Source organism: Shewanella sp. UCD-KL12 (assembly GCF_001957125.1).
Classification (GTDB): domain Bacteria; phylum Pseudomonadota; class Gammaproteobacteria; order Enterobacterales; family Shewanellaceae; genus Shewanella.
Genome location: NZ_MPHJ01000001.1, coordinates 1,009,961 through 1,034,580 on the forward strand (window position 1 = coordinate 1,009,961; position 24,620 = coordinate 1,034,580).

Consider the following 24,620-nt stretch of genomic DNA (forward strand, 5'->3'; position numbering starts at 1 on the left):
TACAGTAACTTAGTTAAGTTTAGGTTGATTATTTATTTCTGTGTAAAACTTGGTGTGAAAATTGTAATAAGCCTTAGTTAAGTACTGCAATATAACTAAGGCTAACTATGAATAGTTTTCTTATTGCAGATCCTAAGCTATGTATTGGGTGCGGGACATGTATGGCGGCATGTTCTACGGTACATAAGTCTAAGGGACTGCAAACAAAACCAAGATTGACGGTAATGCGGCATCAAAGCGCAACTGCGCCAGTGATGTGCAGGCATTGCGAAGACGCCCCCTGTGCCACAGTTTGTCCAGTAAAAGCCATTACCCAGGAGGAGGGTAAGGTTTTACTTAATGAAACCGTTTGTGTCGGTTGTACCTTATGTGCAATCGCCTGTCCTTTTGGTGCTATCTCACTTGATGGTAGCCGCCCAATAGCGATGGCGAACTCCTACGATATTCATATTCCATCGAATATTCACTCCAGTAACCCATCAACATCGACACCAAATTGCTTTGGCAAAGATATTTTGGCTTGGGAGCCAGGGGTTAAGAGCATCGCCATTAAGTGCGATCTTTGTCATAACCAGCCTGGTGGTCCAGCATGCGTTGCTGCATGCCCAACTCAGGCGATTTTCCTTGCTAAGGATGATTCACTGGAAGATGTCTCTAGGCTTAAGCGTGAACAAGCTGCGACAAATACCGCTCAAGTTAGCCTCACATCTTCAGGTAAGGGAGGGGCGGCCTTATGATGTCACTCGATTTTCTACTCTTAGCTATCTTGCTTTATGTTGTTGCAGCAATAAGCTCCTTGCTCTGTTATAAGCAGGAGTCGCTAGCCATAAAACTCTCTGGCTCAATAGGGGCGTTGGCAGGTCTTGCTGGAATTGCAGCTTCTTTGCCAGCCTTACTCTCTGGCGAAGTCATTGTTAAACAGATCTACAGCCCGTTTAACTTTTCAGACTTTATTATCCGTATTGATGGTCTGTCAGCATTTATGGTGCTGGTGATATCTTTGCTTGTGGTTGCTACCGCTATCTACTCAATCTCCTATATGAAGGAGTACTTAGGTAAAGGTGCGTGGGCGATGGGCTTTTTCATGAATACCTTTATCGCTTCTATGGTTGCGTTGGTGGTTTGTGATAATGCTTTCTACTTTATCGTCTTCTTCGAGATGATGTCGCTAGCCTCCTATTTTCTGGTTATCTCTGAACAAAATGAGAAAGCGGTTAAAGCGGGTCTTCAGTATTTTTTGATTGCCCATGCAGGCTCTGTATTGATCATGATAGCGTTTTACATCCTCTATCGTGAGACAGGCAGCCTTAACTTTGCCGACTTTGCGAATGCTCAGTTAAGTGACTTCCAGGCATCAATGGTATTTTTACTCGCCTTCTTTGGCTTTGGTGCTAAGGCGGGGATGATAACGCTACATGGTTGGTTACCTCAGGCTCACCCGGCTGCGCCATCACATGCATCAGCAATGATGTCTGGTGTTATGGTCAAAATCGGTGTCTTTGGCATCATTAAAGTCAGCATAGATTTCCTCGGCGCCGAAATTGCCTGGTGGGGATATCTGGTACTGGCCTTTGGCTGTGTCTCATCTGTGTTAGGCGTACTCTATGCACTTGCCGAGCACGATATCAAACGACTACTTGCTTACCACACGGTTGAAAACGTGGGCATTATCTTAATTGGTGTCGGTATCGCCATGATAGGTATTGCCAATGAGATGCCTGTACTGGCGACCTTAGGTTTGTTGGGCGCCCTTTATCACTTGCTTAACCACGCGGTTTTCAAAGGCTTACTCTTCTTAGGTGCGGGCTCTGTGATCTACCGAGTTCATACCAAAGATATGGAGAAGATGGGTGGTTTGGCAAAGTTAATGCCCTTAACGGCTATCGCTTTCTTGATCGGTACTATGGCTATCTCAGCGCTGCCACCGCTGAATGGATTTGTTAGTGAGTGGTTTATCTATCAGTCACTATTGGCAATGAGTAAAGATGGCGGTATGGCGATGCAAGTTGCTGCGCCTTTTGCTGTGGTCATGCTGGCCATAACAGGCGCGCTAGCCTGTATGTGTTTCGTTAAAGTGTTCGGGATCTGTTTTACCGGCGCGGCGCGAAGCCAGCAAGCGACCAAAGCGACAGAGGTACCATCAAGCATGATTTTTGGTACAGCAAGTCTTGCCATTTTATGTATTGTACTCGGTGTTGGCGCCCCTTGGGTCGCTCCGGTTATCTCAGGTATCGCATCAGCTCTGGTTGATACTCAGACGGTCAATGTCACTCAAGGCATCGCACTCATTCCGAGTGAGCCTACTCAAGCCATTCTCTCAACTCCCGTTATTGCCTTTACTTTGCTTGCTTTGCTGCTCGTCCCTGTCGCTATTTTGGCCATCTTCAAAGGCCCTAAAATGGCGCATCGAAATGCGGGAGACCCGTGGGCATGTGGTTATGGCTATGAGGAGAAGATGTCTGTCTCTGCGGGGGGCTTTACGCAGCCGCTTCGCTCTATGTTTGCGCCGCTTTACACCATGAGGAAAAAGCTAGATCCAGCGCCGCTACTGGCCAAGTCACTAGAGATAACAAGCAAAAGTGCAAGCCAGTTGGAGCCTGTACTTGATAACAAGGTGATTTTGCCAACGGTTTCAATCGTGAAACGGATCGGTAGAGCTGTTCAATGGCTGCAGTACGGTGATTTTAGAACCTACTGCATCTACATAGTGGTGGCCTTACTTGTGCTGCTATTTGTCCCGATTAACTATTTCTCTCAAATATCTTAGGAGTGAACTGATGCAAGGGCTTGAAATGCCAAGTCCTGAATGGATCGCATTAGCTGTCGTTCAGGCATTAATAATGATTGGTCTTGCTCCCTTGGCCACAGGTTTTACACGAGTACTGCGTGCCAAGATGCACTCTCGTAAAGGCCCAGGGGTACTGCAAGATTACCGCGATATTCGCAAACTATTACGTCGTCAGGAGGTTGCACCAAATCCATCGGGGATCATCTTTAAGGTGATGCCATTGATCTTGATGTCCAGCATGTTGCTGGTTGCTATGGCGCTGCCAACAGTGACCAACTACTCACCCTTTCCTATTGCAGGGGATGTGATAACGGATATCTATCTGTTTGCTATTTTCCGCTTCTTCTTTGCGCTATCAGGCTTAGATTCGGGCAGTGTTTATGCGGGGGTTGGCTCTGGCCGTGAATTGACTTTAGGTGTGCTCGTTGAGCCTATCTTGATGCTCTCTATTTTCACCATGGCGCTGACGGCTGGCACCTTTGACCTTGGTTATATCAGTACTTATATGGCGACTGAAAGCTGGGCAGTCCCAGGCGCTGTGTTGCTCGCCGGTGCAGCCTGTGCTTTTGCGGTATTTATCGAAATGGGCAAACTGCCTTTCGATAGTGCAGAAGCTGAGCAGGAGCTGCAAGAGGGGCCTATCACTGAATACTCAGGTGCAGGTCTTGCCATGGTGAAGTTAGCGTTAGGGCTTAAGCAGCTTGTGGTTGCACAGCTGTTCCTCGCTATCTTTGTGCCATTTGGTAAAGCCGCAGAGCTCACCTTTGCTGCTTTGTCTGTTGCCGCTGTGATCTTGTTTATCAAGCTCTTTGTAGTCTTTTTGATTGCAGGTGTGATTGAAAACAGTGTTGCTCGTACGCGTTTCTTAAAGACGCATCATCTCACTTGGGTAGGATTCGGCATCGCTGTGCTTGGATTTGTCTTCTACCTGATTGGTCTATAGGGAGCGAAAATAGCTATGTTAGAAACTATTGCTCTACTCACCATTATCTCCCCCTTTATCGGGGCGATATTAACAGTCATTGTACCTAAAGAGGCCGCTAAGTGGGTATGTCAGCTCTTTGCTGGTATTGCATCACTGGGCGCTATCGCGCTGGCGGTTGTGTTTTTAAATGGTAGTGAACCTAGTGTTAGCTACTCACTGATTGCTATTGGTCAAACTGAATTGTTTGGTGTCACCATAGATAAGGTCAGTACCTTAATTACTGTGGCTGTGGTTGTACTTGGGCTGTTAGTGAGTATCTACTCACTGGGTTATATGTCTAAGGGAAACCGTGAGCATCCACATACAGGTCAGCCGAGATATTATGCGTTTTTGCTGATATTTATCGGTGCGATGGCAGGTTTGGTGCTTTCATCAACCATCTTAGGTCAGCTGTTCTTCTTCGAAGTGACTGGTGCCTGCTCATGGTCTTTGATTGGCTACTATCAGTCACCTAAGTCACTAAAAGCGGCGCTTAAAGCACTGCTAGTGACGCATGTTGCATCTATCGGTTTGTTTGTTGCTGCAGCTTTTGTCTTTAATGCGACCGGCACATTTGCTGTCAGTGCATTAGCTTCGCTCGATGAGCAGACAAAAACTATCGTATTCTTGGGGATCTTGTTTGCGGCTTGGGGTAAGTCAGCCCAGCTTCCGCTACATGTTTGGCTTCCTGATGCGATGAATGCACCGACACCCGTGAGTGCGTACTTACACGCAGCGTCTATGGTCAAGGTTGGGGTATACATCTTCGCCAGAGCCATCATGGAGGGCGGCCAGATCCCTGAGATTATTGGGGTTATCGGTGTCGTTGGCGCCATCATCACCTTGATCTACGGTTTCGTGATGTATCTGCCACAAAAAGATATGAAGCGCTTGCTCGCATACTCAACCATTACTCAACTTTCCTACATCTTCCTGGCGCTCTCTTTGTCGATTTTCGGCTCTCAGATGGCATTTGAAGGTGGTATTACCTACATCTTCAACCATGCCTTTGCTAAGAGTTTGTTCTTCTTAGTGGCGGGTGCGCTGAGTTATAGCGTAGGGACCCGCATGCTGCCGCAACTGAAAGGTATCGTTAAAAAGTCACCTTTGCTGGCGGTCGGTTTCTGTGTGGCAACGTTGGCTATTACTGGTGTGCCACCATTTAACGGCTTCTTCAGTAAGTTCCCACTATTTGCTGCAGGTTTTGAGTTGACCTCGACCCATAGCTGGTTGATGCCAATCATGATCTTAGCCCTGATTGAGTCAGTAGCGAGTTTCGGTTGGATCTTGTACTGGTTCGGTAAGTCTGTGGTTGGTGAGCCTAGTGATGCGGTGGCTAAGGCTAAGCCTGTGCCTGTTTCGATGAAGATTGTGCTGGTTATCTTAATCGTCATGTCACTCTGCTCAAGCTTTATCGCAGCTAACTGGTTAGTTTAAGGAGGATTTATGACTGGAGATATTTTAATAAACAATTTGGCGGGGTTACTGATCATCACCTCTGTGATGGTGATTGGCGCACGTAAAGCCAAAACGGCAGCCTTGCTCTACTCAGTGCAATCGTTCGTGTTAGTGCTGACTTTCTTGGCCATTGCCAAGTCGGTCGATGCTACTGAGCTATACCACTGGTCCATCACAGCGTTCATCACTAAGGTGATAGCGCTGCCGGCCATACTCTATTACGCGTTCAGTAAGATGAGTGACCCACAAGCTGATAAACCTGCAATCCATTTTGGCTGGTTAATCCCTATCGCTGGTGTCATCACAGTGGCGAGCTTTCTCGCCGTTGAAAGTGTGCAACTGCCATTAGTCGAGCACTTAAAGCCCGCTTTAGCTGTTTCACTGGGTCACTTCTTCCTTGGTCTGCTCTGCATCGTCAGTCAGCGCAATATTCTTAAGCAGCTGTTTGGTTACTGCTTAATGGAGAACGGCTCATCTCTGACCTTGGCACTGCTGGCAAATAAAGCACCGGGTCTGGTTGAAGTGGGGATCACAACTGACGCTGTTTTCGCTGTGTTGTTTATGGTGATTTTGGCTCGTCAAATCTACTTCAAGTTGAACACGCTCGATGTGAATCAACTGACTTCATTAAAGGGGTGATAACAGATGTCTCCTACTGAAATTTTGCTACTACTTATGGTGGTCCCATTTGTTGCAGCTCTGGTGTCATTTTTAACTGTACGAGGTGGCGAGAGCGTGAGAAAGCTCGCCATAGGTTGCCATGCGCTTTCTATGGTGTTGATACTTATTCTATCCCTGACTGTGGCTGGTTCGGTATTTGTCGATGGTCCATTATTGGCCCTTAATAACTGGCTCCACCTTGACGGGCTATCTGCACTGTTTCTTGGTGTATTAGGTGTGGTTTCGTTCTTAACCGGCATGTATTCCATTGGCTATATTGGTCATGAGTATGAGCATGGTGAGTTATCTGGGACAAAAGTGGCTGTTTATTACGGACTCTTTAACCTGTTTATCGCTTCAATGTTGCTGGCGGTGACGGCGAACAATGTGATTATGATGTGGGTAGCCATTGAAGCTACTACCATCTGCTCTGTGTTCTTGGTCGGGCTTTATGGACAGCGCTCATCACTAGAAGCGGCTTGGAAGTACATCATCATCTGTACTGTGGGCTTAGCATTTGGTCTGTTTGGCTCTATCTTGGCCTACTCAAATGCCGCTGCTGTGTTTGCCGATCCTGCTAATGCGATTTTCTGGACCGACATCCATCAAAATGCCCAAGCGCTGGATCCAACATTAGTCCACATCTCCTTCATCTTTGTGTTGATAGGGTTTGGTACTAAGGTGGGTCTGTTTCCCATGCACGCCTGGTTGCCAGATGCCCACTCTGAAGCGCCAAGTCCTGTCAGTGCGCTGCTTTCGGCAGGGCTGCTGAACTGTGCACTACTGGTGATTTTGCGTTATTACATCATCACAGTAAAAGCCATTGGTCCAGATTTCCCTCAAACCTTGCTGCTTGTGTTTGGCTTCTTGTCGGTGGCTACCGCGGCGTTCTTTATCATCACTCAGCGTGATATTAAGCGCCTGTTAGCTTACTCAAGTGTCGAGAATATGGGGTTAATCACCTTGGCAATTGCTCTGGGTCCACTCGGGGTTATTGCAGGGCTGATGCATGTGATTAATCACAGTCTGGCCAAAACCTTAATGTTTTGTGGTGCTGGCAACATCTTGCTCAAGTACGGCACTCGAGATATTGGCATCGTTAAAGGGATCTTACGCGTCGCGCCCATCACAGGTGTACTTGTGGTGATTGGTGCACTTGCTCTTGGCGGTGTACCACCATTTAGCATATTTATCAGTGAATTCACTATGGTGACTGCGGCAATTGGCGAAGATAAGTTGTTCTTCACAATCATCTTGTTGCTACTGCTGACCATAGTGCTTGGCGGCCTAGCTTATATGGCGGCTCAGTGTGTCATGGGTGATAAGCCTGAAGAGGTAGAAAAGGGCGAGCTTGGCTTTATGACCTTAGCGCCTATGGCTGTCATTGTGGTGATGCTCTTTATTATGGGAACCCAAATCCCTACCTCGGTACTACAGGGCATAGATAGTGCAGCCCTAGTACTCCTCGATAGCGAAGAGTCCAGCGTGCTTAATACGCTCAATCTTCCTCTCAATTTAGAACAGCAAGCGACGGCGCTTTCTGAATCTACTCTATCGCAGCAATAAGCGAGGACTCTTTGAATATGAACAGTTCAAATACTCAGCAACATCAGCAAACCACACAGCCTGGCCAGAAGGGACTAGGTTATGTGGCCGGCGTTCGCCAACTCTTCCCATCGGCCGTTATTGATGAGGAGTGGCAAACAGATAATCAGGTGACGATTACCGTGAAACCGACGGCTCTAATCGATGTAATGAAGTGGCTCTACTATGACCAAGGTGGCTGGCTTGCCGTCTCGTTTGGTAATGATGAACGTTCACTACATGGACACTTTGCAGTTTATCACTCCCTATCAATGGAGGGGGAGGTTAAGAGCTGGGTGACTGTGAAGGTGTTTGTTGATGCTAACACTCAAGAGTTTCCCTCTATCACGCCTTTCATTCCCGCCGCTGTGTGGGGCGAGCGTGAAGTGCGTGACATGTATGGTCTTCGCCCCGTTGGCCTGCCTGATGAGCGTCGTTTAGTCCTGCCAGATGATTGGCCAGAGGATCTGCATCCACTTCGTAAAGATGCGATGGATTATCGGCAGCGTCCCATGCCAACGACCGAAGCTGAAAACTATCCGTTTGATAATCAGCTCGGTGATGACTCAAACCGTATTATTCCCGTAGGCCCGCTGCATATTACTTCAGATGAGCCAGGGCACTTCCGCCTGTTTGTGGATGGCGAAGATATTGTCGATGCCGATTACCGTATGTTTTATGTGCACCGCGGTATGGAGAAGCTGGCTGAAACCCGTATGGGCTACAACGAAGTGGCCTTTTTAACTGACCGAGTATGCGGGATCTGTGGTTTTACCCATAGCGTAGGTTACTCAAATAGCATCGAGAACTCCCTAGGCATTGTGGTGCCGGAGCGCGCACAGATGATACGTACTGTGCTGCTTGAAGTTGAGCGCCTACACAGTCATATGCTCAACATAGGTCTCTCTAGTCACTTTGTGGGTTTCGATACCGGCTTTATGCAGTTCTTCCGCGTGCGAGAGAAGACCATGGAGCTGGCTGAGTTATTAACCGGGGCACGTAAAACCTATGGATTGAACCTTATTGGCGGGGTGAGACGTGACATTCTCGGGCCACATCGTTCTCAAGGGATCAAGCTAGTACGTGAAGTGCGCCAGGAGTTTGCGGAGTTAGTGGACTTTCTTATGGCGACCCCAAACCTTGAGAGCCGTATCTCAGGCGTTGGCATATTAGATAAGCAGATCGCCCGTGACTTTAGTCCGGTTGGCCCGCTTATTCGTGGTAGCGGCTTTAAACGTGATGCTCGAATTATCCATGGTGAGTCTTTGGAGGCTTATTCACAGATGCCAATGGAGCTGCAAACCGTCGACTCAGGTGATGTGCAAGCTAGGGTATTAGTGCGGATCCGTGAAGTGTTTGACTCTCTAAATATGGTCGAATGGGGACTAGATAACCTAGCGGGCGGCAAGTTGCTCATTGAAGGGTTTGATTACCAACCTAACAAATTTGCGCTTGGTTTTACTGAGGCGCCCCGTGGTGAGAATGTGCACTGGAGCATGACCGGGGATAACCAGAAGTTATTCCGCTGGCGTTGCCGTGCGGCCACTTATGCTAACTGGCCTGTACTGAGGTATATGCTCAGGGGGAATACCGTTTCAGATGCGCCATTAATCATAGGCAGCCTAGATCCATGTTACTCCTGTACGGACCGTGTGACCGTAGTTGATAGACGTAAGAACAAGAGTAAGACATTTACTTATAAAGAGTTCGAACGTTATGGCATTGAGCGTAAAAACTCACCACTGAAGTAGGGGAATCGCATGTTTAAATTGTTAAAGACGATTGCTAAAGCGGGCGAGTCGACGACTAAGTATCCGTTCGCTCCGCTAGCGATGCCTGAAGACTTCAGAGGTAAGCCGGACTATCAGCCTGAGCAATGTATTGCGTGTGCTGCATGTACAAGAGCGTGTCCTGCTAACGCCTTGATCATGGAAACCAATGAACAAACAGGTGTCAGACGCTGGCAACTCTCCCTTGCGCGCTGCATCTATTGCGGCCGCTGTGAAGAGGTTTGTCCTACAGGCGCTATCGAGCTGTCGAAAGAGTTCGAGCTTGCGGTTGCCAATAAAGCTGATCTCTACCAGCAGGCGGAGTTTTCACTGTGCCTCTGCCAGGCTTGCGAGCAAGCCTTTGCACCAAAAAAGGCGGTGCAGTATGCCCTAGATCTGTTGATCCAAGATGGCTTAGATGACAGCCAGATAGAGCTCAGAGCCAAGCAGCTCAATACTTGTCCAGAATGCCGACGCAAGCAGAACATGCTTGAAGGTGAAGGCATTTGCCAAGGTCATATGTTAACTCAGGAGTCTACTGATGAGAGGAATTAAACCATTAATCGGTAATGATCATACTCAGGCTATCCCTTTAGCCGTTGATGAGCATACAGCAAAACTTAAAGGCACCTTGCTTGAAGATATAAAACGCTCAGCCTACGTATACCGTGTGGATTGCGGCGGCTGTAATGCCTGTGAGATTGAGATTTTTGCGGCTATTACCCCCGTATTTGATGCCGAACGGTTTGGCATCAAGGTGGTCGCCTCTCCACGTCATGCGGACATTTTACTCTATACCGGCGCGGTGACTCGCGCGATGAGAATGCCAGCACTGCGAGCGTTCGATGCCGCGCCTGATCCTAAAATTGTTGTCTCCTATGGTGCCTGTGGTAACGATGGCGGCATCTTTCATGATCTCTATTGTGTGTGGGGTGGAACAGACAAAATTCTGCCTGTGGATGTTTACATTCCTGGGTGCCCCCCAACACCGGCTGCCACCATCTACGGCTTTGCTGTTGCACTAGGCCTGCTTGATCAAAAAATTAAGGCTAAGCATCACATTGAGGGAGAGAAGGAGGCTGCGACGCTTAAGCATACCGGCATTCCGCTTGAGCTTAAGGTGTTAATTGAGCGTGAAGCGCGCCGATTTGCCGGTTATCGCCATGGTCAAATCATTGCTGATGAATTTATGGATATTCTGGCTGATGCAAAGCCTGAGAATGTAGATGCCAAGATAAAAGCCTATCTCGATGAGCGTGGCGATCCACGTTTAAACGAGATTATCACTAACTTAAATGCTGCTGTACTTGAGCGTTTAGGTCAGGGGCAGGCTGTTCATCAGGGTACTGCTGAGTTGGAGTGCTAACTATGACCGTTAAGTCAGTGCTAGTTAAAACCGATCTAGTTAAATCAGAGTCAGTTAAATCTGTGTCTGATAGCGTTGAGTCGGATAAGCCAAAGATACCAGATATGTCAACGATGTCAGACAAGGTGCTGTTCTATTCCCTGAGTAGAAAGTTTGTTGATGAAAAAGATGATGTTCCAGAGGAGGCCAAAGAGATTATCTATTATGGCTTAGCCATCGGTCATCACCTTGGCATTGTCGATTGTCTAAAGGTTGTCGTCAGTTGCAGTCGTCAACAATATCAAGATTGGCTTGAGTATCTGCCAAAGGGAAGTGAGGCTAGGCAGAAAATGGAGGGATTTTTCACCTTCGGTGAGATCACCATATTCCCAGAACATATCAATATGTTAGCTAATGCATTTCAGGCCGTCATCTCTGAACAAACGCCTGAGTTTAAAACCTTAAGTGACTCCTTCATTACCGCGCTTGGTGCGCTGCACCGTGAACCAGATGTTTACATCATGGTAAGGGGGCGCTAGTGGCTCAGATATTTGAGATTCGTTTATCAAAGGCTCAGTTACTAGAGGGACTGGGGTTAACAGCCGCTCAGCGAAGCATTTCAATTAATTTAGATAGAGGAGAGTAGTCATGGCTACTAACGTACTTTTAGCTGTAGGTAATAGCATGATGGGCGATGACGGTGCGGGCCCGCTTCTCGCTGAGATGATGTCGAAACATCCGATTGATGATTGGGCTGTGGTTGATGGGGGCAGTGCACCAGAAAACTGCGTGCATCAGATCCGTCAGCTACAACCGCAAAGAGTCATTGTTTTCGATGCCGCTGAAATAGGTGAAAAAGCGGGTGAAGTCAGGGTTATCGACCCAGACTCCATCGCCGATATGTTTATCATGTCGACTCACAGCTTACCGCTTAACTTTCTAATCGATGACTTAAAGACCTTTGTACCTGAAGTGCTGTTTGTCGGCGTACAGCCTGCCATCGTTGCCTTTTCATTCCCGATGACAGAGATGGTTGAAGAGGCGGTATCACATCTCTATCAACAGCTACCGACTTGGCGAGGTAACGGCGGTTACGCCGTGATCTAATGAGTTGGTTGAGGAGTTAACTGAAATGCGTGGTGACGAACACTAAATATCTCGTCGTCACTTTTGCTGCAATGGTGTCGATATCGGCACCATTGCTGTAATTAATCACTGAGTCTTTTGAGTTTTGTTGTCATAACTGATTGATAAGTAGTGACTAAAAAACAAAGTGAGGCGTAATGCAATAACTGGTACAGATAATGCTTTTACTAAGTGTCAGCGATGTTGTCGTTAGGCCTGATTAAGTTCTTAAGGCTTGAATTCGAAAATGATCGATTGAAGAGGATTAAGTTATGAATCGGTTTGTATTTGCAGACCCCAATCAATGCATCGGATGTAGGACGTGTGAAGTGGCCTGCGTGTTATCACATCAAGATGATAGTCGCATAGCATCACTGGACCCAACACGTTTCTATCCAAGATTAAATTTGGTGAAAAATGGGCTCGTTACAACGCCTATCATGTGTCGGCAGTGTGAGGATGCACCATGTGAACAGGTATGTCCTAACAATGCTATCTACCGTGAAAATGGTCAGGTTCATGTGATTCAAGAGCGGTGCATTGGCTGTAAAACATGTGCGGTTGCATGTCCATATGGTGCAATGAATGTGGTTGCGTTTCCGGTTGAAAAGCAAACATCAGCGCTTTTTACCATGAATACAATAAAAGCTCAGGCGTTAAAGTGTGACCTTTGTGATCATCGTCAGCAAGGCCCAGCTTGTGTTGAGGTCTGCCCAACGAATGCATTAAGGGTCATAGAGCCTGAAGATATGAATAAGCTCAATCAACAAAAGCGTCAGCAAGCAGCAGTTGCAGCACTAGCCGGCGTACCTTTGTAAATATTTTCTTTAACAGTGAGAGTGTAGCGATGAAGAAAACAATAACAGTATGTCCGTACTGCGGTACCGGATGTAAGCTAAATTTAATTACCGAACAAGGTAAGTTAGTGGGCGCAGAGCCTGCTGATGGCCGAACAAACCAAGGTGAGCTTTGTCTCAAGGGATATTACGGCTGGGATTTTTTAAACGACACTAACTTGCTTACGCCAAGGCTTAAGCACCCGATGATTAGACGCACTAAAGAGTCAAAGTTAGAGGCGGTATCATGGGAAGAAGCGATAAAATTTGCTGCTGACAAGTTAACCAATATTAAAAAGCAGTTTGGCCCTGACACCATTATGACAACAGGCTCTGCAAGGGGACCTGGAAACGAAGCAAACTATGTGATGCAGAAGTTTGCACGTGCCGTTATCGGCACTAACAATGTCGATCATTGTGCTAGGGTGTGACATGCCCCTTCAGTTGCCGGTCTGGTAACAACAGTTGGAAACGGTGCTATGAGCAATGCCATCACCGAGATACAAGATACAAAATGTTTATTAGTGTTTGGCTACAATGCTGCGGATTCTCATCCCATCGTAGCGAAACATATTCTTAAGGCGAAGGCCAATGGCGCTAAAGTGATCGTGTGTGATCCACGCATGGTTGAGACAGCCCGCATCGCCGATCAGTGGTTACCACTGAAAAATGGATCGAACATGGCTCTGGTTAATGCATTTGCCAATGTGTTGATTGAAGAGGGATTGTATAAAGCTGATTTCGTAACCGAAAATACTGATAATTTTGAGCAGTATAGAGAGGAAGTCAAAAAGTATACCCCTGAATATGTTGAGTCAATCACAGGCCTGAAAGCCGATGATATCCGTAAGGCTATCCGTACTTATGCCAACGCATCAGAAGCGATGATTTTGTGGGGCATGGGAGTAACACAATACGGCCAAGCGGTCGATGTAGTTAAAGGTCTTGCGAGTATCGCTGCTATTACAGGTAATTTTGGCCGCCGCGGCGTGGGTGTAGGCCCAGTACGGGGACAAAATAATGTTCAAGGTACCTGTGATATGGGCATGCTGCCCAATGTGTACCCTGGCTACCAAAATGTTAATGATGACCAAGTCAGAGAAAAGTTTGAAAAAGCATGGGGCGTTCCCTTATCACCTAACCCTGGTTATACCTTAACAACGCTAGGTCATAGGGTGAAAGATGGTAGCTGTAAAGCCTACTACATCTTTGGTGAAGATCCGGCGCAGACAGAAGCCGATCTGGCTCACTTGCGTAAGACGATTAAGGCGATGGATTTAGTTATCGTTCAAGATATCTTTATGACGCAAACCGCTGAAATGGCCGATGTGATCTTCCCTGCAACCAGTTGGGGTGAGCATGAATGTGTTTATTCAAGCGCAGACCGTGGCTTCCAGCGTAGTTTTCCGGCTATCAACCCGCCTGAAAACGTTAAGCCTGATTGGGAGATCTTCAGCCTAATGTCGACGGCGATGGGTTATCCCATGTCTTATAAAAATACCCAAGAAATTTGGGATGAGATAAGAAGCGTAGCGCCATTATTTGCTGGTGCAACCTATGAGAAGATGGAAGGGCTTAAATCAGTTCAGTGGCCTTGCCCAACGGAAGATCACCCAGGTACCTCTTTCTTGTTCGAAGGCGCTAAGTTTACTACGCCGAACGGCAGAGCTCAGTTGTTTGCTTGTGAGTGGCGACCGCCCTTAGAGCAGCCTGATGAAGAGTACCCGCTCGTCTTGTCGACAGTACGGGAAGTGGGCCATTACTCATGTCGCTCTATGACGGGTAACTGCTCTGCATTGCAGACGTTAGCTGATGAGCCTGGTTATGTGCAGATACATCCTGACGATGCACGTGCTTTAGATATTCGTGATCAACAGCTTGTATGGGTGTCGTCCCGTCGAGGTAAGGTGATAACCCGTGCTGCGGTCAATGAGCGAGTCAACATGGGCGCTGTATATATGACCTACCAGTGGTGGATAGGAGCCTGTAATGAGCTGACCATCGAGCACTTAGATCCAATCTCATTTACGCCAGAATATAAGTACTGTGCGGTTAAGGTTGAGATCATTAAGGACCAAAGCTGGGCTGAGAACTATGTTCAAAGTGAATATAGTGCACTTAAGTCAAAGTTGAGAAAAACGGCAACTGCGACAGCCTAGTTTGAAAATAACTCTCGGTATAACTTTTTATTGAGCTTGTATCGAGAGTATTTATTCTAAGTTTTATATATAAAAAATGTAATAGTTGTAAAAAAAGGTAATAGTTTGACTAGCGTCACTGTAATCCCTTAATGAGTATGGAGATTAAGATCTCTATCACTGTGAAAATAAAATGATTTCATATACTTTTATTTAAGCAGTTAGTACCAGAATGGGGAAGTGATGTTAAGAATACAGTCTGTACCTTTAATGGATGAAATCACTGCTGAATGGGATCCAATATTTCTGGATGTAGCGCAAGACCTATTATCAGTAAAAAATATTTCATCCTTTATGACTCAGTTAAATAATTATGAGTTTGACTTTATACAACTAAAAAATATAAATGTTTTAATAAATCATTACCATGATGATAAAAATGTACTGTTTTATATTGAACCCGAATTTCAACGCTGTGAAAAACTATTAACAGAATCGATTAAGCAGGGGCGGATTCAAAGAGAGAAGATAGATATTTTAGACCGGGAGTCATTTGTACGAGAGCACTCTCGGGTTGCTAATAATAAAATATACATGAGGTTAGCGTCATATTGTAGACAGCCTCTTATATCAGATACAGGTTTGATTGGTGCTGTGGAGTACCTAAGTGAGCGAGTAGGTGAGTTTGATGATGAGCGGTTAAAAAAGCTTAAGCAGCTGACAACGATTATCGCTATTTCGTTAGAGAATGTGCTTGAGAAGGAGCAAGCTCATACTAAAGAACTACGCCTAAGAAGTGAGCGCGAAAGCTCAAAGGTATTAGTAGATATTACTAATGCAGTGATCAGTCAACGATGCCTTAAAGATCTATCAAAGACTTTGCATCTGCACCTTAAAAAATATTTCAATATTGAACATCTCAGTTTGATGTCTATTGATACCAGTTCAGAACAATTATTGTGTCATGATGTATCAGCTGAAAATAACCTTGATAATAGTTATCAAGAAAGAAGAATAAGTTTAATTGATACGCCAGCTCAAATAGTTATAGAAAATAGAACACCGCTCCTTATTAGCTTTAATGATTTAATTCGTTATCAAAATAAATATAAGTATTGTGAGCAGATAATAGAAAAAGGATTGAGTTCCGCATGTGTTTTGCCTCTTATATTTCGTGGCCATATGTTAGGAGCGATAAAGTTTTGTCATAGCGATCGCGATTACTTTAATAATTGTGATCTAGAACTCTTAATACAAGTGGCTGCTCGTGCAGCGATGGGCCTTAATAATTTTCACCTTAATCAAGAGATCTCAGCGGTCACCGAGGCAAATGAGCCCATTGAGATAGACAGTGATATTAAGTCTAACAAAGCATTTAGCGAAATTGTGTATAAAAGCAATGCGATGAATGAGGTGCTTAAAAAAGTGCAGATGGTGGCTCAAAGCGACTGCACGGTATTGATTTTAGGTGAAACAGGCACAGGAAAAGAGCTTATTGCTAAAGCGGTTCATCATTTGAGCCAACGCAAGCGTAATGAGATGGTCAAGATGAACTGTGCATCGGTGCCAGCAGGGCTATTTGAGAGCGATCTATTTGGTCATGAGAAGGGCGCATTTACCGGCGCATTGACTCAGCGTATAGGCCGATTTGAGAAAGCAGATAAAGGCACTTTCTTTCTTGATGAAGTCGGTGATATGCCACTGGAGCTGCAGCCTAAGCTGCTGAGAGTGTTGCAAGAGAGTGAGTTTGAACGGGTAGGCAAGCATCAGTTGATCCCCGTTGACGTCAGGTTAATTGCGGCCACTAATTGTGACCTGCTTGAGATGGTCAACAACAAGGAGTTTAGAGGGGATCTCTACTATCGGCTCAATGTGTTTCCGATAGTGTTACCGCCTCTTCGTGAGCGAAGAGAAGATATTGTGCTGTTAGCTAAGCATTTTGTGAAAGAGATCTCGGCCAAGATGAACCGCAATATCACCAGTATTTCATCTGAGACTTTGCGCTTGTTATCTCTATTACCTTGGCTTGGCAATATACGAGAGCTCAGGAACGTGATTGAGCGGGCGGTGATATTGACCAGCGGTAAAGTACTTAATTTACCCGCTGATGAGTTAAAAGCGTTATTACCTGTTGATGGCAGTAGTCGCTTTAATCAAGTAGAGGAGGAAACGGCTTCAGTTTCAACTCAAGAGGTACAAACCGAAGTTGATATTGAAAGAGAACATATCATTCAGATATTAAAAGAGACCAATGGCATAGTTGCAGGTCCCAAGGGCGCAGCGGTCCGATTAGGACTAAAGAGAACGACACTGCTGTCTAGAATGCAACGCCTAGGGATCTCTTCGAGAAGTTATGCAAATATGAGCTAACATTTCGGCCTGTTAATACCTGAACTGTTCATCAATATCGACATGAACATCTTCACTTAGTAATGGGCTGGAAAGGTATGTTAGCAATGAATGATTCAGAGCAGCAGACTGGGGTGATCAACCCTAACTGCGTGCATCAGTACCGTAAACACACAGACTATAAGCTTGAGACAGATCTCTTGGTTGTCGAGACCCCTGTGGCACTGATCTATAACGGTATCTCTCATGTCGTACTCATGTGTACGAGTGATGACCTTGAAGAGCTTGCTGTAGGCTTCTCATTAACAGAAGGGATTATCGAATATCATCACGACATTCATGATATTGAGGTTGTGCGAGGGTGTAACGGTGTCGAGCTGCATATTGAGCTCGCTAATCGCTGCCTAAGTAAACTCAAGGGGCAAAGGCGCAATATGGTGGGCCGCACAGGCTGCGGGATATGTGGTACAGAAAGTCTAGAGCGTTTTGAAAAGCCGTTACAAAAACTGGACTTTACGCTTAATTTTTATGTGGATCATATCGATAGGGCATTAGAGCAACTTGAGCAGCATCAACAGCTTAATGAGTTAACCGGTGCCACTCATGCTGCGGCCTATGTGAGTGCTTCAGGCGAGCTAATCGCTATCAGAGAAGATGTTGGGCGCCATATTGCACTGGATAAGCTTATTGGTTATATCGCGATGAACAAACTTGCTGGTGGGGCTATTCTAGTCACTAGTCGTGCCAGCTATGAGATGGTTCAAAAAACCATTACCGCAGGTATTGAAGTGTTATTGGCCATCTCTGCAGCCACTGAAATGGCGGTGACACTGGCTAAAGAAAATAACTTAACACTTGTTGGTTTTTGTCGTCCAGGCAGAGCCAATATTTACAGTCATATTGACCGGATCAAGCAGCAAGCTGGAACGGTAGAGTTGGTGATTTAAATAAGTAAGAGCCATAATCTTGATGGAGATTGCTGGATAACGTGACGCTAAAATGTGCTCTGCGTGCAAATAATGTACGCAGAGCTAATGACTAATGGCTAATGGCTAATGGCTAATGGCTAATGGCTAATGGCTAATGGCTAATGGCTAATGGCTAATGGCTAATGGCTAATGGCTAATGGCTAATGGCTAATGGCTAATGGCTAATGACTAATGACTAATGACTAATGACTAATGACTAATGACTAATGACTAATGACTAATGACTAATGACTAATGACTATGGGTTGAGGGTTAATCATTAGTTATCGGACAATGGGGTCAGTCAGCGCTGTCTTGAGGCACCACAAGCACATTGCTGCGGATCCGAGTTAAAATAGCCTCAGAAGTATTCCCCACTACATGTCCCAATATGCCTTGTCTTTGACGGGCCCCCATCACTAAGTATTGCGCCTTTAATCGACAGCTAAGCTCAAACAAGCACATATCTGCATCACCAGCCATGATATGCACATGACTGCTATCTAGCCCAAGCTGCTCAATGGTTTGTTGATGTTTCTGGTAGGCCTCTTTTATCAAGGTGCGACTATTGACCAGATCCATATCGCGCAATATTTTTGGCAAGCGGATCACAAAGGCAAGGTGGAGCTCATAACCTGTAGCAGTTGCAAGTTGACTGGCTTGCTTGATAACGGCTTGATTGAGCGCTTGTTTTGCCGTGTTATTACTGCCTAAGTCTACAGCCATCAAAATTGATTTTGCACGATTAAGCGGGTTATTGCTCAGTAACATGAGCGGCACTTTAGTATGCCGGATGAGTTGCCAGTCCACAGGTAGAAATCGCTCTGACTCATGAATTGATTTAACGATCATGGCGTATTCACTCGCCTGAACATGCTCACAAGCATGCTCGGAGAGGTTTTTACACCACATACTGTTAAAGGGGACGTGAGAGGCATTTATTTCACTTAGTTTTTGCTGAACATAAGCAGTATCATCAGCCAGTACCTGTGCCCGCACCGAAGCGGCAATGCGCGGGTTATAGTAGGCGTCGCCACTGAACGATTCATAGCTGTAGGTCGCAATTTCAGGGAGTAAATCGAGCTGATTAGCCAATAAAATGCCTGTCGTGATTGCATCGGTTTGTCGCTCTTGCTTCTGTGAAATGATAAATAACTTTTTCATAGTCATCTCCCTCAATGAAACAAAACAAGCTTAAAATAAACCTAAATTTAACATAACAAATTTCTGAATTTACTCCTTGATCTTCATCATTAAAGCGCTCAATATTTATACCAACAAGCATAAAGATGTGATCGCTCAGCGAGGTATTAGCGCTTCAGAGGCAAGGTCATTAATTGCTCCTGCATTAACGACATTCAGAACATCCATGTTCTTTGCAACGAGTGAAGAGCATAGTTATTCTACGTTCGAGCTCGTTAACACAGCATATGAAGCGCTAAAACTCGCCTTACAGGAGTGTTTTTGGCTGCCTACTTCTTCGTTGAATAGTTTCACAAGGGAATAACCATTCCATCACCTATTCGCCTTGAATTAGTTGCCAAAAAACACTCTGAGTAGATCACTTTCTTATGCTGATTGGTATTAGTCAGTAATAGCAGTGGTTACGAGGCGAATATGGCGGTTGATCTGTTTGTTATCTCGTTATGCTTGATTCTGTTTTTCGGTAAACTGTTTGGCAGTATATTTGCGCGGTTTGGCTTGCCCGCGGTGGTCGGTGAGATTTTAGCGGGTTTGCTGCTAGGCCCGACGCTATTGAATCTAGTGACTCCCGATCCAACCTTAGCGATTATGGCTGAGCTTGGGGTTATCTTACTGCTATTTTCCATTGGCTGTGAAACGTCCATTAAACGCTTGTATCAAGCGGGAGGACGTGCAGTTTGCGTTGCATCTTTGGGGATCATAATACCCATACTTGTGGTCGGGCTTAGTAGTGCCTATTACCTGACTGATTCAAACTTTACCGCGCTGTATTTAGGCTGTGCTTTAACTGCAACAAGTATCGGTATCTCTTTACGGGTGCTTGCTCAAGCTGGTCATGCCCAAACTCCAGTGGGTAATATTATATTAGGCGCCGCTGTTATTGATGATATTGCTGGCGTGATATTGCTCAGTGTGCTGTTTAATTTTGCGACTCAAGGTTCACTCGATCTTGCTAGTACCTTGTTATTGATTGCTAAAGTCCTACTATTTCTATTTCTTACACCGCCACTGGCTCGGGGGTTACTCTATATCGCCAGAGCGCTTAAACCCATTGCAGATAAATCTGGTTACGAAGTGATTATCACCATGGTGCTCATTTGTCTGTTTGCTTGGCTTGCCCATCTATTTGGCGCGCCGGCGCTGCTCGGCGGCTTTGCAGTAGGAATGGCACTTAGCAGGCAGTTCATCTCCCCATTTAATCGATATCTTGTTAACCCTTTTACCTTTACTCACAAGATGGAGTTATCGACCAAGGCGATAGTCGATCTATTTGCGCCAATCTTTTTTGTCTATGTCGGGATCAGCCTTGATTTAAGCCAGCTCGATTACAGTTTTGGTGGAGTCATGCTACTGGTTTGGTTATCCCTTCTGGCTATTATCAGTAAGCTTGCTGCGGGCTGGGTTGCTGGAGAAGGTTGGCAAAATAAACTTGTTGTCGGCAGTGCTATGGTGCCTCGCGGCGAAGTGGGATTAGTGTTTGCTGAGTTAGGCCGGAAAATGGAGATTATTGATAGTAAATTGTTTACCGAGCTTGTGGTGATTATCGCTATCACCACTTTAGTGGGGCCATTGCTGTTGAAGTGGAGTTTGAAAAACAAAGACCCTCACCAGAGCTGAAGTCGTTGCTGTGATTGACAAGTGTCACCAATAAATTAAATCTTACTCTGTGGCTGAGCATCGTAAGTGATAGGGGGCATGTGATTAGCGCGCCTTAAAATAGCGCGCTGTACCAAACTATCTTTACTCGCGCTTATGCCTTAGCTTTGTGATCTGCTTTTAACTCCTCTTCCTCCAAAGGGCCTACCTCTAGCTGCATCAGATACATATCCTCACCGTCGAGCACCTTGGTGTTGTTACCCCTGCAATCGGGGCAGAGGATGTTGTATTCAGTGATCGTTTGTTTGATATCACAGTCGCGGCAATGTAGCACCAGCGGCTGAACATGCATCTCAAGCTCTGCCTCCTTACAAATACCATCTAGTTTGAAGGTATCAAAGGCGCTTTTGAGCAATTCTGGCTCAACGCCGCTCAGGACTCCGACTTTGATGGAGACGCGTTTAACACTATTAGCTTGATGCTGAGCCGCGTGCTGCTCACACTGCTCGATAAGGGCGAGAACAATCGAATACTCATGCATCAGCAGATCCTTGGTAAAAGTTCACCTTGTGGCAAGTCAAGATAACGACTACTTCCCCAGGGTGTTTTGAGAATAACCTTACCGGCACGCTCGATGCCTACCGTGCCGATAATCGCTGCCTGCTCTTTGATTATTCCGCTATTGCTAGCTTCCTCCATGTTGTTGGCACTTTCGTTTGAGCTATAGGCACCTTGCTGATTAATAATCTCCACCGCCTTGTTGGCATACTCTTGAGGTAGGGCAATCACAAAGGTACCTTCATTGGCGAGATCTAATGGCTCAAACCCATAGAGTTCGCACAGACCTTTTACCTCATCGGCGACGGGTAACTGGGCATCATCGATAGCTATCTCTACATTTGAGCCCACGGCCCACTCATTAAGCACTGCTGATATACCGCCACGGGTTGCATCACGCATGGCATGGAGTGGGATGTTTGCATTGAGGAGTGCCTCCACGATAGGCCATAGTGTGGCGCAGTCACTGGTGAGATCAGATTCCAGTGTCAGCCCTTCACGTGCCATTAAGATTGCGGCGCCGTGACGGCCAATATCCCGGGAAACTATAATCGCATCTCCCTCTTGGATATTTTTTATTGATATGCCTGTTTGCAGTATCTCACCAACACCAGAAGTGTTGATAAATATCCCATCGGCGCAGCCTTTAGGGACAACCTTAGTATCACCACAAACAATCTTTGCGCCGCTTTTCTCCATCTCAGATGCCATAGAGTTAACGATAGTTTTAAGCTTATCTAGCTCAAATCCCTCTTCGATGATAAAGCTGCAACTCAAGTATTCAGGCCTTGCAGCCATCATAGCTAAGTCGTTGACGGTGCCGGCGATGGCTAATTTTCCTATATCTCCGCCAGCAAAAAACAGTGGCGCGACGGTAAATGAATCTGTTGTAAAAGCGGTAGGCCCTTTAAGCTCTAAGTGAGCGGCATCCTCTTCGCTTTTTAGGATAGGGTTGTCGAAGGCTTTAAAGAAGAGATCTTTAATCAGTTTATTCATCTCTTTGCCGCCACCGCCATGGCTAAGTTGGATCTGTTTTTTCATTTTATTGTCACCCATTGCTTTACTCATCACTGACTCCGTTATAACGGTAGTAGGCGTTACAAGCTCCCTCAGAACTCACCATACAGCTCCCCATGGGGGATTCAGGACTGCAACCGCGGCCAAAGACTTTGCAGTCTTTAGGCTTGCAAAGACCGCGTAAAATATCGCCGCACTGACAGGCCTTATGGTCCTCAATCGCTTCGGTAGGTAGTATCGAAGCAAAATGAAGTTCAGCGTCTCTATGCTGGTATTGTTCTCTTAACATCAAAGCAGAGCTTGGGATGGGGCCTAGTCCGCGCCAGCGAAAATCGGGTCGTACGCACAGGTACTTGTCGATCACAGCTTTTGCGGCAAGATTCCCCTCAGGTGTCACTGCGCGGCTGTACTGATTATCTAGCTCGGCAATCTTGTTTGCTTTTTGTGTGGTGATCCGCAGAATTGACTCCATCACATCGACAGGCTCAAAGCCTGATACCACAACGGGCGTGCCATAGTTTTCAACGGCTGAACGGTATATCTCACTTCCCTGAATGACACTTACATGCGATGGACCAATAAAGGCATTGACTCTGACCTTGGGATCGGCCATCACTGCATCGATAGCAGGCGGCACCAACACATGGTTGATATGGAAATACAGGTTGTTGATATCTAGCTTTTCAGCCTGTTCAATCAAAACGGCAGTCATTGGCGTTGATGTTTCAAAGCCGATGGCAAAAAACACCACGGTTTTATCTGGATTGTCGCAGGCAATTTTGATGGTATCGAGAGGGTCATAGATAGGGCGAACATCACAGCCGCTGGCTCTGCTTTGGGCCAAAGAGCCTTTTGAGCCGGGCACGCGGATCATATCGCCTAAGGTCACTAAGATCACATTGTCTTGATTTGCCATGGCAATAGCATGGTCAATACGCTCTTTAGGCATGATACAGACAGGACAGCCAGGACCATGAATAAAGTCGATATTATCAGGGAGTAGCTGATTGAGCCCATACTTCATTATGGTGTGGGTATGACCACCACACACTTCCATAATTCGAATGTCGCCATCGAGTTGAGCCGCTTGTTGCTTTATCTGCTCGGCTAGGCTTGCAATGGTTTTAGGATCTCTAAAACCCTGATATAGCTGTTTTAGTTCAAGCATCACTTTACTCCTAGCTCTGGGGTTCCATCTTCTGGGCGATCTCTTTATAGAGCTCAAGGGTTTCTAGTGCGTCGGCTTTATCTATCTTATTCATGGCAAAGCCGATATGGATCAGCACATAATCATCAAGCTCAAGTGGCTCATCAATAAGGTGGCAACTGACCTTACGTTTAACGCCCATGGTGTCGACGGTGATGCTGGTCTCTTCTGGGTGTAGCTCAATAATTTTCGATGGAATGGACAGGCACATTAGCTTACCTCACTGGCTTGAGTGGTATTAACTTGGTTGGCCTTCAGCCAATGTGATACGGCTTGCAGAGACTCTGGAGACTTGGTTGAAACTTCAAGGATATCCGCATTAGGATTGAGCTTGAGGATATGTGCTTTGGCATCTTCAATATCGAAGTCAAAGTGGGGGAGCAGATCACACTTGCTGATGAGTACTAGGTCTGCACGGCGGAACATGACAGGGTATTTCTCGACCTTGTCATCGCCTTCAGGTATCGATACAAGGACGATATTTTTATGCGCGCCAACATCGTAACTGGCAGGGCAAACTAAGTTGCCGACGTTTTCAATAAAGCAGATATCCAGTGGCTTTAAGTCGATATTATGCAGCGCGCTATGCACCATAAAGGCGTCGAGGTGACACGCTGAGCCGGTTTGAATTTGAAAGGCATCAATCCCTTTGGCTTTTAAACGGTCAGCATCTCGTGATGTTTCAAGATCGCCCTCAATAACGGCATAGTTCAAAGCAGTATGCTCATGGAGATGCTCTAGTAAGGTGGTTTTGCCGCTTCCTGGGCTACTCATGAGGTTAAAGGCGGTGACGCCACTTTGCTCAAAATGGTCGCGGTTATGCTGCGCCTCGATATCATTTTTATCTAAGATCTTATGGATCACCGAAAGCGTTTTGGCGTCATTGAGTTGAGGGTTACTGTGGATCTCGTCATGGTGATGATGACCGTCCCCAGTACGAGTTAGTGAACAGCCGCAATCTTTACACATGTCATTACTCCGTTATTATTATCAGTTTTTCACCTAATCACTGAGTGTTAACTAGAACCCAAATCGTGTTTTTGATATGTATCTAG

At 46.0% G+C, this 24,620-nt stretch carries 23 protein-coding genes; 16 read left to right on the top strand and 7 right to left on the bottom strand.

Annotated features, from left to right (window positions below; genetic code table 11):
• Positions 1 to 107 precede the first annotated feature (107 nt).
• Genes BM736_RS04230 through BM736_RS04270 form a run of 9 tightly spaced genes read left to right on the top strand, consistent with a single transcriptional unit; the run spans position 108 to position 10,589 of the window.
• Positions 108 to 737 (top strand): 4Fe-4S dicluster domain-containing protein, encoded by a 630-nt coding sequence (locus tag BM736_RS04230; RefSeq protein WP_076408993.1) that lies wholly within the window; start codon positions 108 to 110, stop codon positions 735 to 737.
• Positions 734 to 2,767, top strand: a complete 2,034-nt coding sequence (gene hyfB, locus BM736_RS04235) for a hydrogenase 4 subunit B (RefSeq protein ID WP_076408996.1) — start codon at positions 734 to 736, stop codon at positions 2,765 to 2,767. The genes BM736_RS04230 and hyfB overlap by 4 nt, the downstream gene beginning before the upstream one ends.
• Positions 2,768 to 2,777: 10 nt before the next feature.
• Positions 2,778 to 3,731, top strand: coding sequence for a respiratory chain complex I subunit 1 family protein (locus tag BM736_RS04240; RefSeq protein WP_076408999.1), 954 nt, complete (start codon positions 2,778 to 2,780; stop codon positions 3,729 to 3,731).
• 15 nt (positions 3,732 to 3,746) lie between these two features.
• Positions 3,747 to 5,189, top strand: a complete 1,443-nt coding sequence (locus tag BM736_RS04245; RefSeq protein ID WP_076409001.1) for a hydrogenase 4 subunit D — start codon at positions 3,747 to 3,749, stop codon at positions 5,187 to 5,189.
• A gap of 9 nt (positions 5,190 to 5,198) precedes the next feature.
• Positions 5,199 to 5,849 carry a hydrogenase 4 membrane subunit gene (gene hyfE / locus BM736_RS04250; protein ID WP_076409004.1) on the top strand — a complete coding sequence of 217 codons (651 nt, stop codon included), beginning with the start codon at positions 5,199 to 5,201 and terminating at the stop codon, positions 5,847 to 5,849.
• Positions 5,850 to 5,855: 6 nt separating this feature from the next.
• On the top strand, positions 5,856 to 7,436 hold the full coding sequence (locus tag BM736_RS04255) for a hydrogenase 4 subunit F (protein WP_076409006.1): 1,581 nt from the start codon (positions 5,856 to 5,858) through the stop codon (positions 7,434 to 7,436).
• Between the two features lie 17 nt (positions 7,437 to 7,453).
• Positions 7,454 to 9,205: an NADH-quinone oxidoreductase subunit C gene (locus tag BM736_RS04260; protein WP_076409009.1), complete on the top strand. Its 1,752-nt coding sequence runs from the start codon at positions 7,454 to 7,456 to the stop codon at positions 9,203 to 9,205.
• A 9-nt stretch (positions 9,206 to 9,214) separates the two neighbouring features.
• The gene (locus BM736_RS04265) at positions 9,215 to 9,778 is read left to right on the top strand and encodes a formate hydrogenlyase complex iron-sulfur subunit (RefSeq protein WP_076409011.1); all 564 of its coding nucleotides are present in this window, start codon (positions 9,215 to 9,217) and stop codon (positions 9,776 to 9,778) included.
• The gene (locus tag BM736_RS04270) at positions 9,765 to 10,589 is read left to right on the top strand and encodes an NADH-quinone oxidoreductase subunit B family protein (RefSeq protein ID WP_076409013.1); all 825 of its coding nucleotides are present in this window, start codon (positions 9,765 to 9,767) and stop codon (positions 10,587 to 10,589) included. Before BM736_RS04265 ends, BM736_RS04270 begins: the two co-directional genes overlap by 14 nt.
• On the opposite strand, the gene BM736_RS25535 is transcribed toward BM736_RS04270, so the two are convergent.
• Complete coding sequence (locus tag BM736_RS25535) at positions 10,510 to 10,713, bottom strand: pentapeptide repeat-containing protein (RefSeq protein WP_143562316.1); 204 nt, start codon at positions 10,711 to 10,713, stop codon at positions 10,510 to 10,512. The genes BM736_RS04270 and BM736_RS25535 overlap by 80 nt on opposite strands.
• Here BM736_RS25535 and BM736_RS04275 point away from each other — a divergent pair.
• From BM736_RS04275 to fdhD, 6 genes are all read left to right on the top strand, one after another.
• On the top strand, positions 10,703 to 11,107 hold the full coding sequence (locus tag BM736_RS04275) for a formate hydrogenlyase maturation HycH family protein (protein ID WP_076409906.1): 405 nt from the start codon (positions 10,703 to 10,705) through the stop codon (positions 11,105 to 11,107). The genes BM736_RS25535 and BM736_RS04275 overlap by 11 nt on opposite strands.
• Before the next feature lie 109 nt (positions 11,108 to 11,216).
• Positions 11,217 to 11,675: a hydrogenase maturation peptidase HycI gene (gene hycI / locus BM736_RS04280; RefSeq protein ID WP_076409016.1), complete on the top strand. Its 459-nt coding sequence runs from the start codon at positions 11,217 to 11,219 to the stop codon at positions 11,673 to 11,675.
• A 290-nt stretch (positions 11,676 to 11,965) separates the two neighbouring features.
• Entirely contained in the window at positions 11,966 to 12,511 is a 546-nt protein-coding gene (locus BM736_RS04285) for a 4Fe-4S dicluster domain-containing protein (RefSeq protein WP_076409019.1), read from the top strand.
• A gap of 29 nt (positions 12,512 to 12,540) precedes the next feature.
• Entirely contained in the window at positions 12,541 to 14,688 is a 2,148-nt protein-coding gene (gene fdhF / locus BM736_RS04295; protein ID WP_083699828.1) for a formate dehydrogenase subunit alpha, read from the top strand.
• A 222-nt stretch (positions 14,689 to 14,910) separates the two neighbouring features.
• On the top strand, positions 14,911 to 17,037 hold the full coding sequence (locus BM736_RS04300; RefSeq protein WP_076409027.1) for a sigma 54-interacting transcriptional regulator: 2,127 nt from the start codon (positions 14,911 to 14,913) through the stop codon (positions 17,035 to 17,037).
• Positions 17,038 to 17,114: 77 nt separating this feature from the next.
• Positions 17,115 to 17,963, top strand: a complete 849-nt coding sequence (gene fdhD / locus BM736_RS04305; protein ID WP_076409030.1) for a formate dehydrogenase accessory sulfurtransferase FdhD — start codon at positions 17,115 to 17,117, stop codon at positions 17,961 to 17,963.
• Between the two features lie 321 nt (positions 17,964 to 18,284).
• Here fdhD and BM736_RS04310 read toward each other — a convergent pair whose 3' ends face one another.
• Entirely contained in the window at positions 18,285 to 19,148 is an 864-nt protein-coding gene (locus BM736_RS04310; protein WP_083699830.1) for a universal stress protein, read from the bottom strand.
• Between the two features lie 453 nt (positions 19,149 to 19,601).
• Here BM736_RS04310 and BM736_RS04320 point away from each other — a divergent pair, with 453 nt between their 5' ends.
• Positions 19,602 to 20,804 (top strand): cation:proton antiporter, encoded by a 1,203-nt coding sequence (locus tag BM736_RS04320; RefSeq protein WP_076409032.1) that lies wholly within the window; start codon positions 19,602 to 19,604, stop codon positions 20,802 to 20,804.
• 133 nt (positions 20,805 to 20,937) lie between these two features.
• Here the strand turns inward: BM736_RS04320 and hypA are convergent, their stop codons facing one another.
• From hypA to hypB, 5 genes are read right to left on the bottom strand one after another with little or no spacing between them, the layout of a single operon-like run.
• On the bottom strand, positions 20,938 to 21,324 hold the full coding sequence (gene hypA, locus BM736_RS04325; RefSeq protein WP_076409035.1) for a hydrogenase/urease nickel incorporation protein HypA: 387 nt from the start codon (positions 21,322 to 21,324) through the stop codon (positions 20,938 to 20,940).
• The gene (gene hypE / locus BM736_RS04330) at positions 21,324 to 22,397 is read right to left on the bottom strand and encodes a hydrogenase expression/formation protein HypE (protein WP_076409910.1); all 1,074 of its coding nucleotides are present in this window, start codon (positions 22,395 to 22,397) and stop codon (positions 21,324 to 21,326) included. Before hypE ends, hypA begins: the two co-directional genes overlap by 1 nt.
• 4 nt (positions 22,398 to 22,401) lie before the next feature.
• Positions 22,402 to 23,526: a hydrogenase formation protein HypD gene (gene hypD / locus BM736_RS04335; protein ID WP_076409037.1), complete on the bottom strand. Its 1,125-nt coding sequence runs from the start codon at positions 23,524 to 23,526 to the stop codon at positions 22,402 to 22,404.
• 10 nt (positions 23,527 to 23,536) lie between these two features.
• Positions 23,537 to 23,776 carry a HypC/HybG/HupF family hydrogenase formation chaperone gene (locus BM736_RS04340; protein WP_076409039.1) on the bottom strand — a complete coding sequence of 80 codons (240 nt, stop codon included), beginning with the start codon at positions 23,774 to 23,776 and terminating at the stop codon, positions 23,537 to 23,539.
• A complete protein-coding gene (gene hypB, locus BM736_RS04345) occupies positions 23,776 to 24,534 on the bottom strand; it encodes a hydrogenase nickel incorporation protein HypB (protein ID WP_076409042.1) in 759 nt (252 codons plus the stop codon). The genes BM736_RS04340 and hypB overlap by 1 nt, the downstream gene beginning before the upstream one ends.
• Between the last annotated feature and the right edge of the window lie 86 nt (positions 24,535 to 24,620).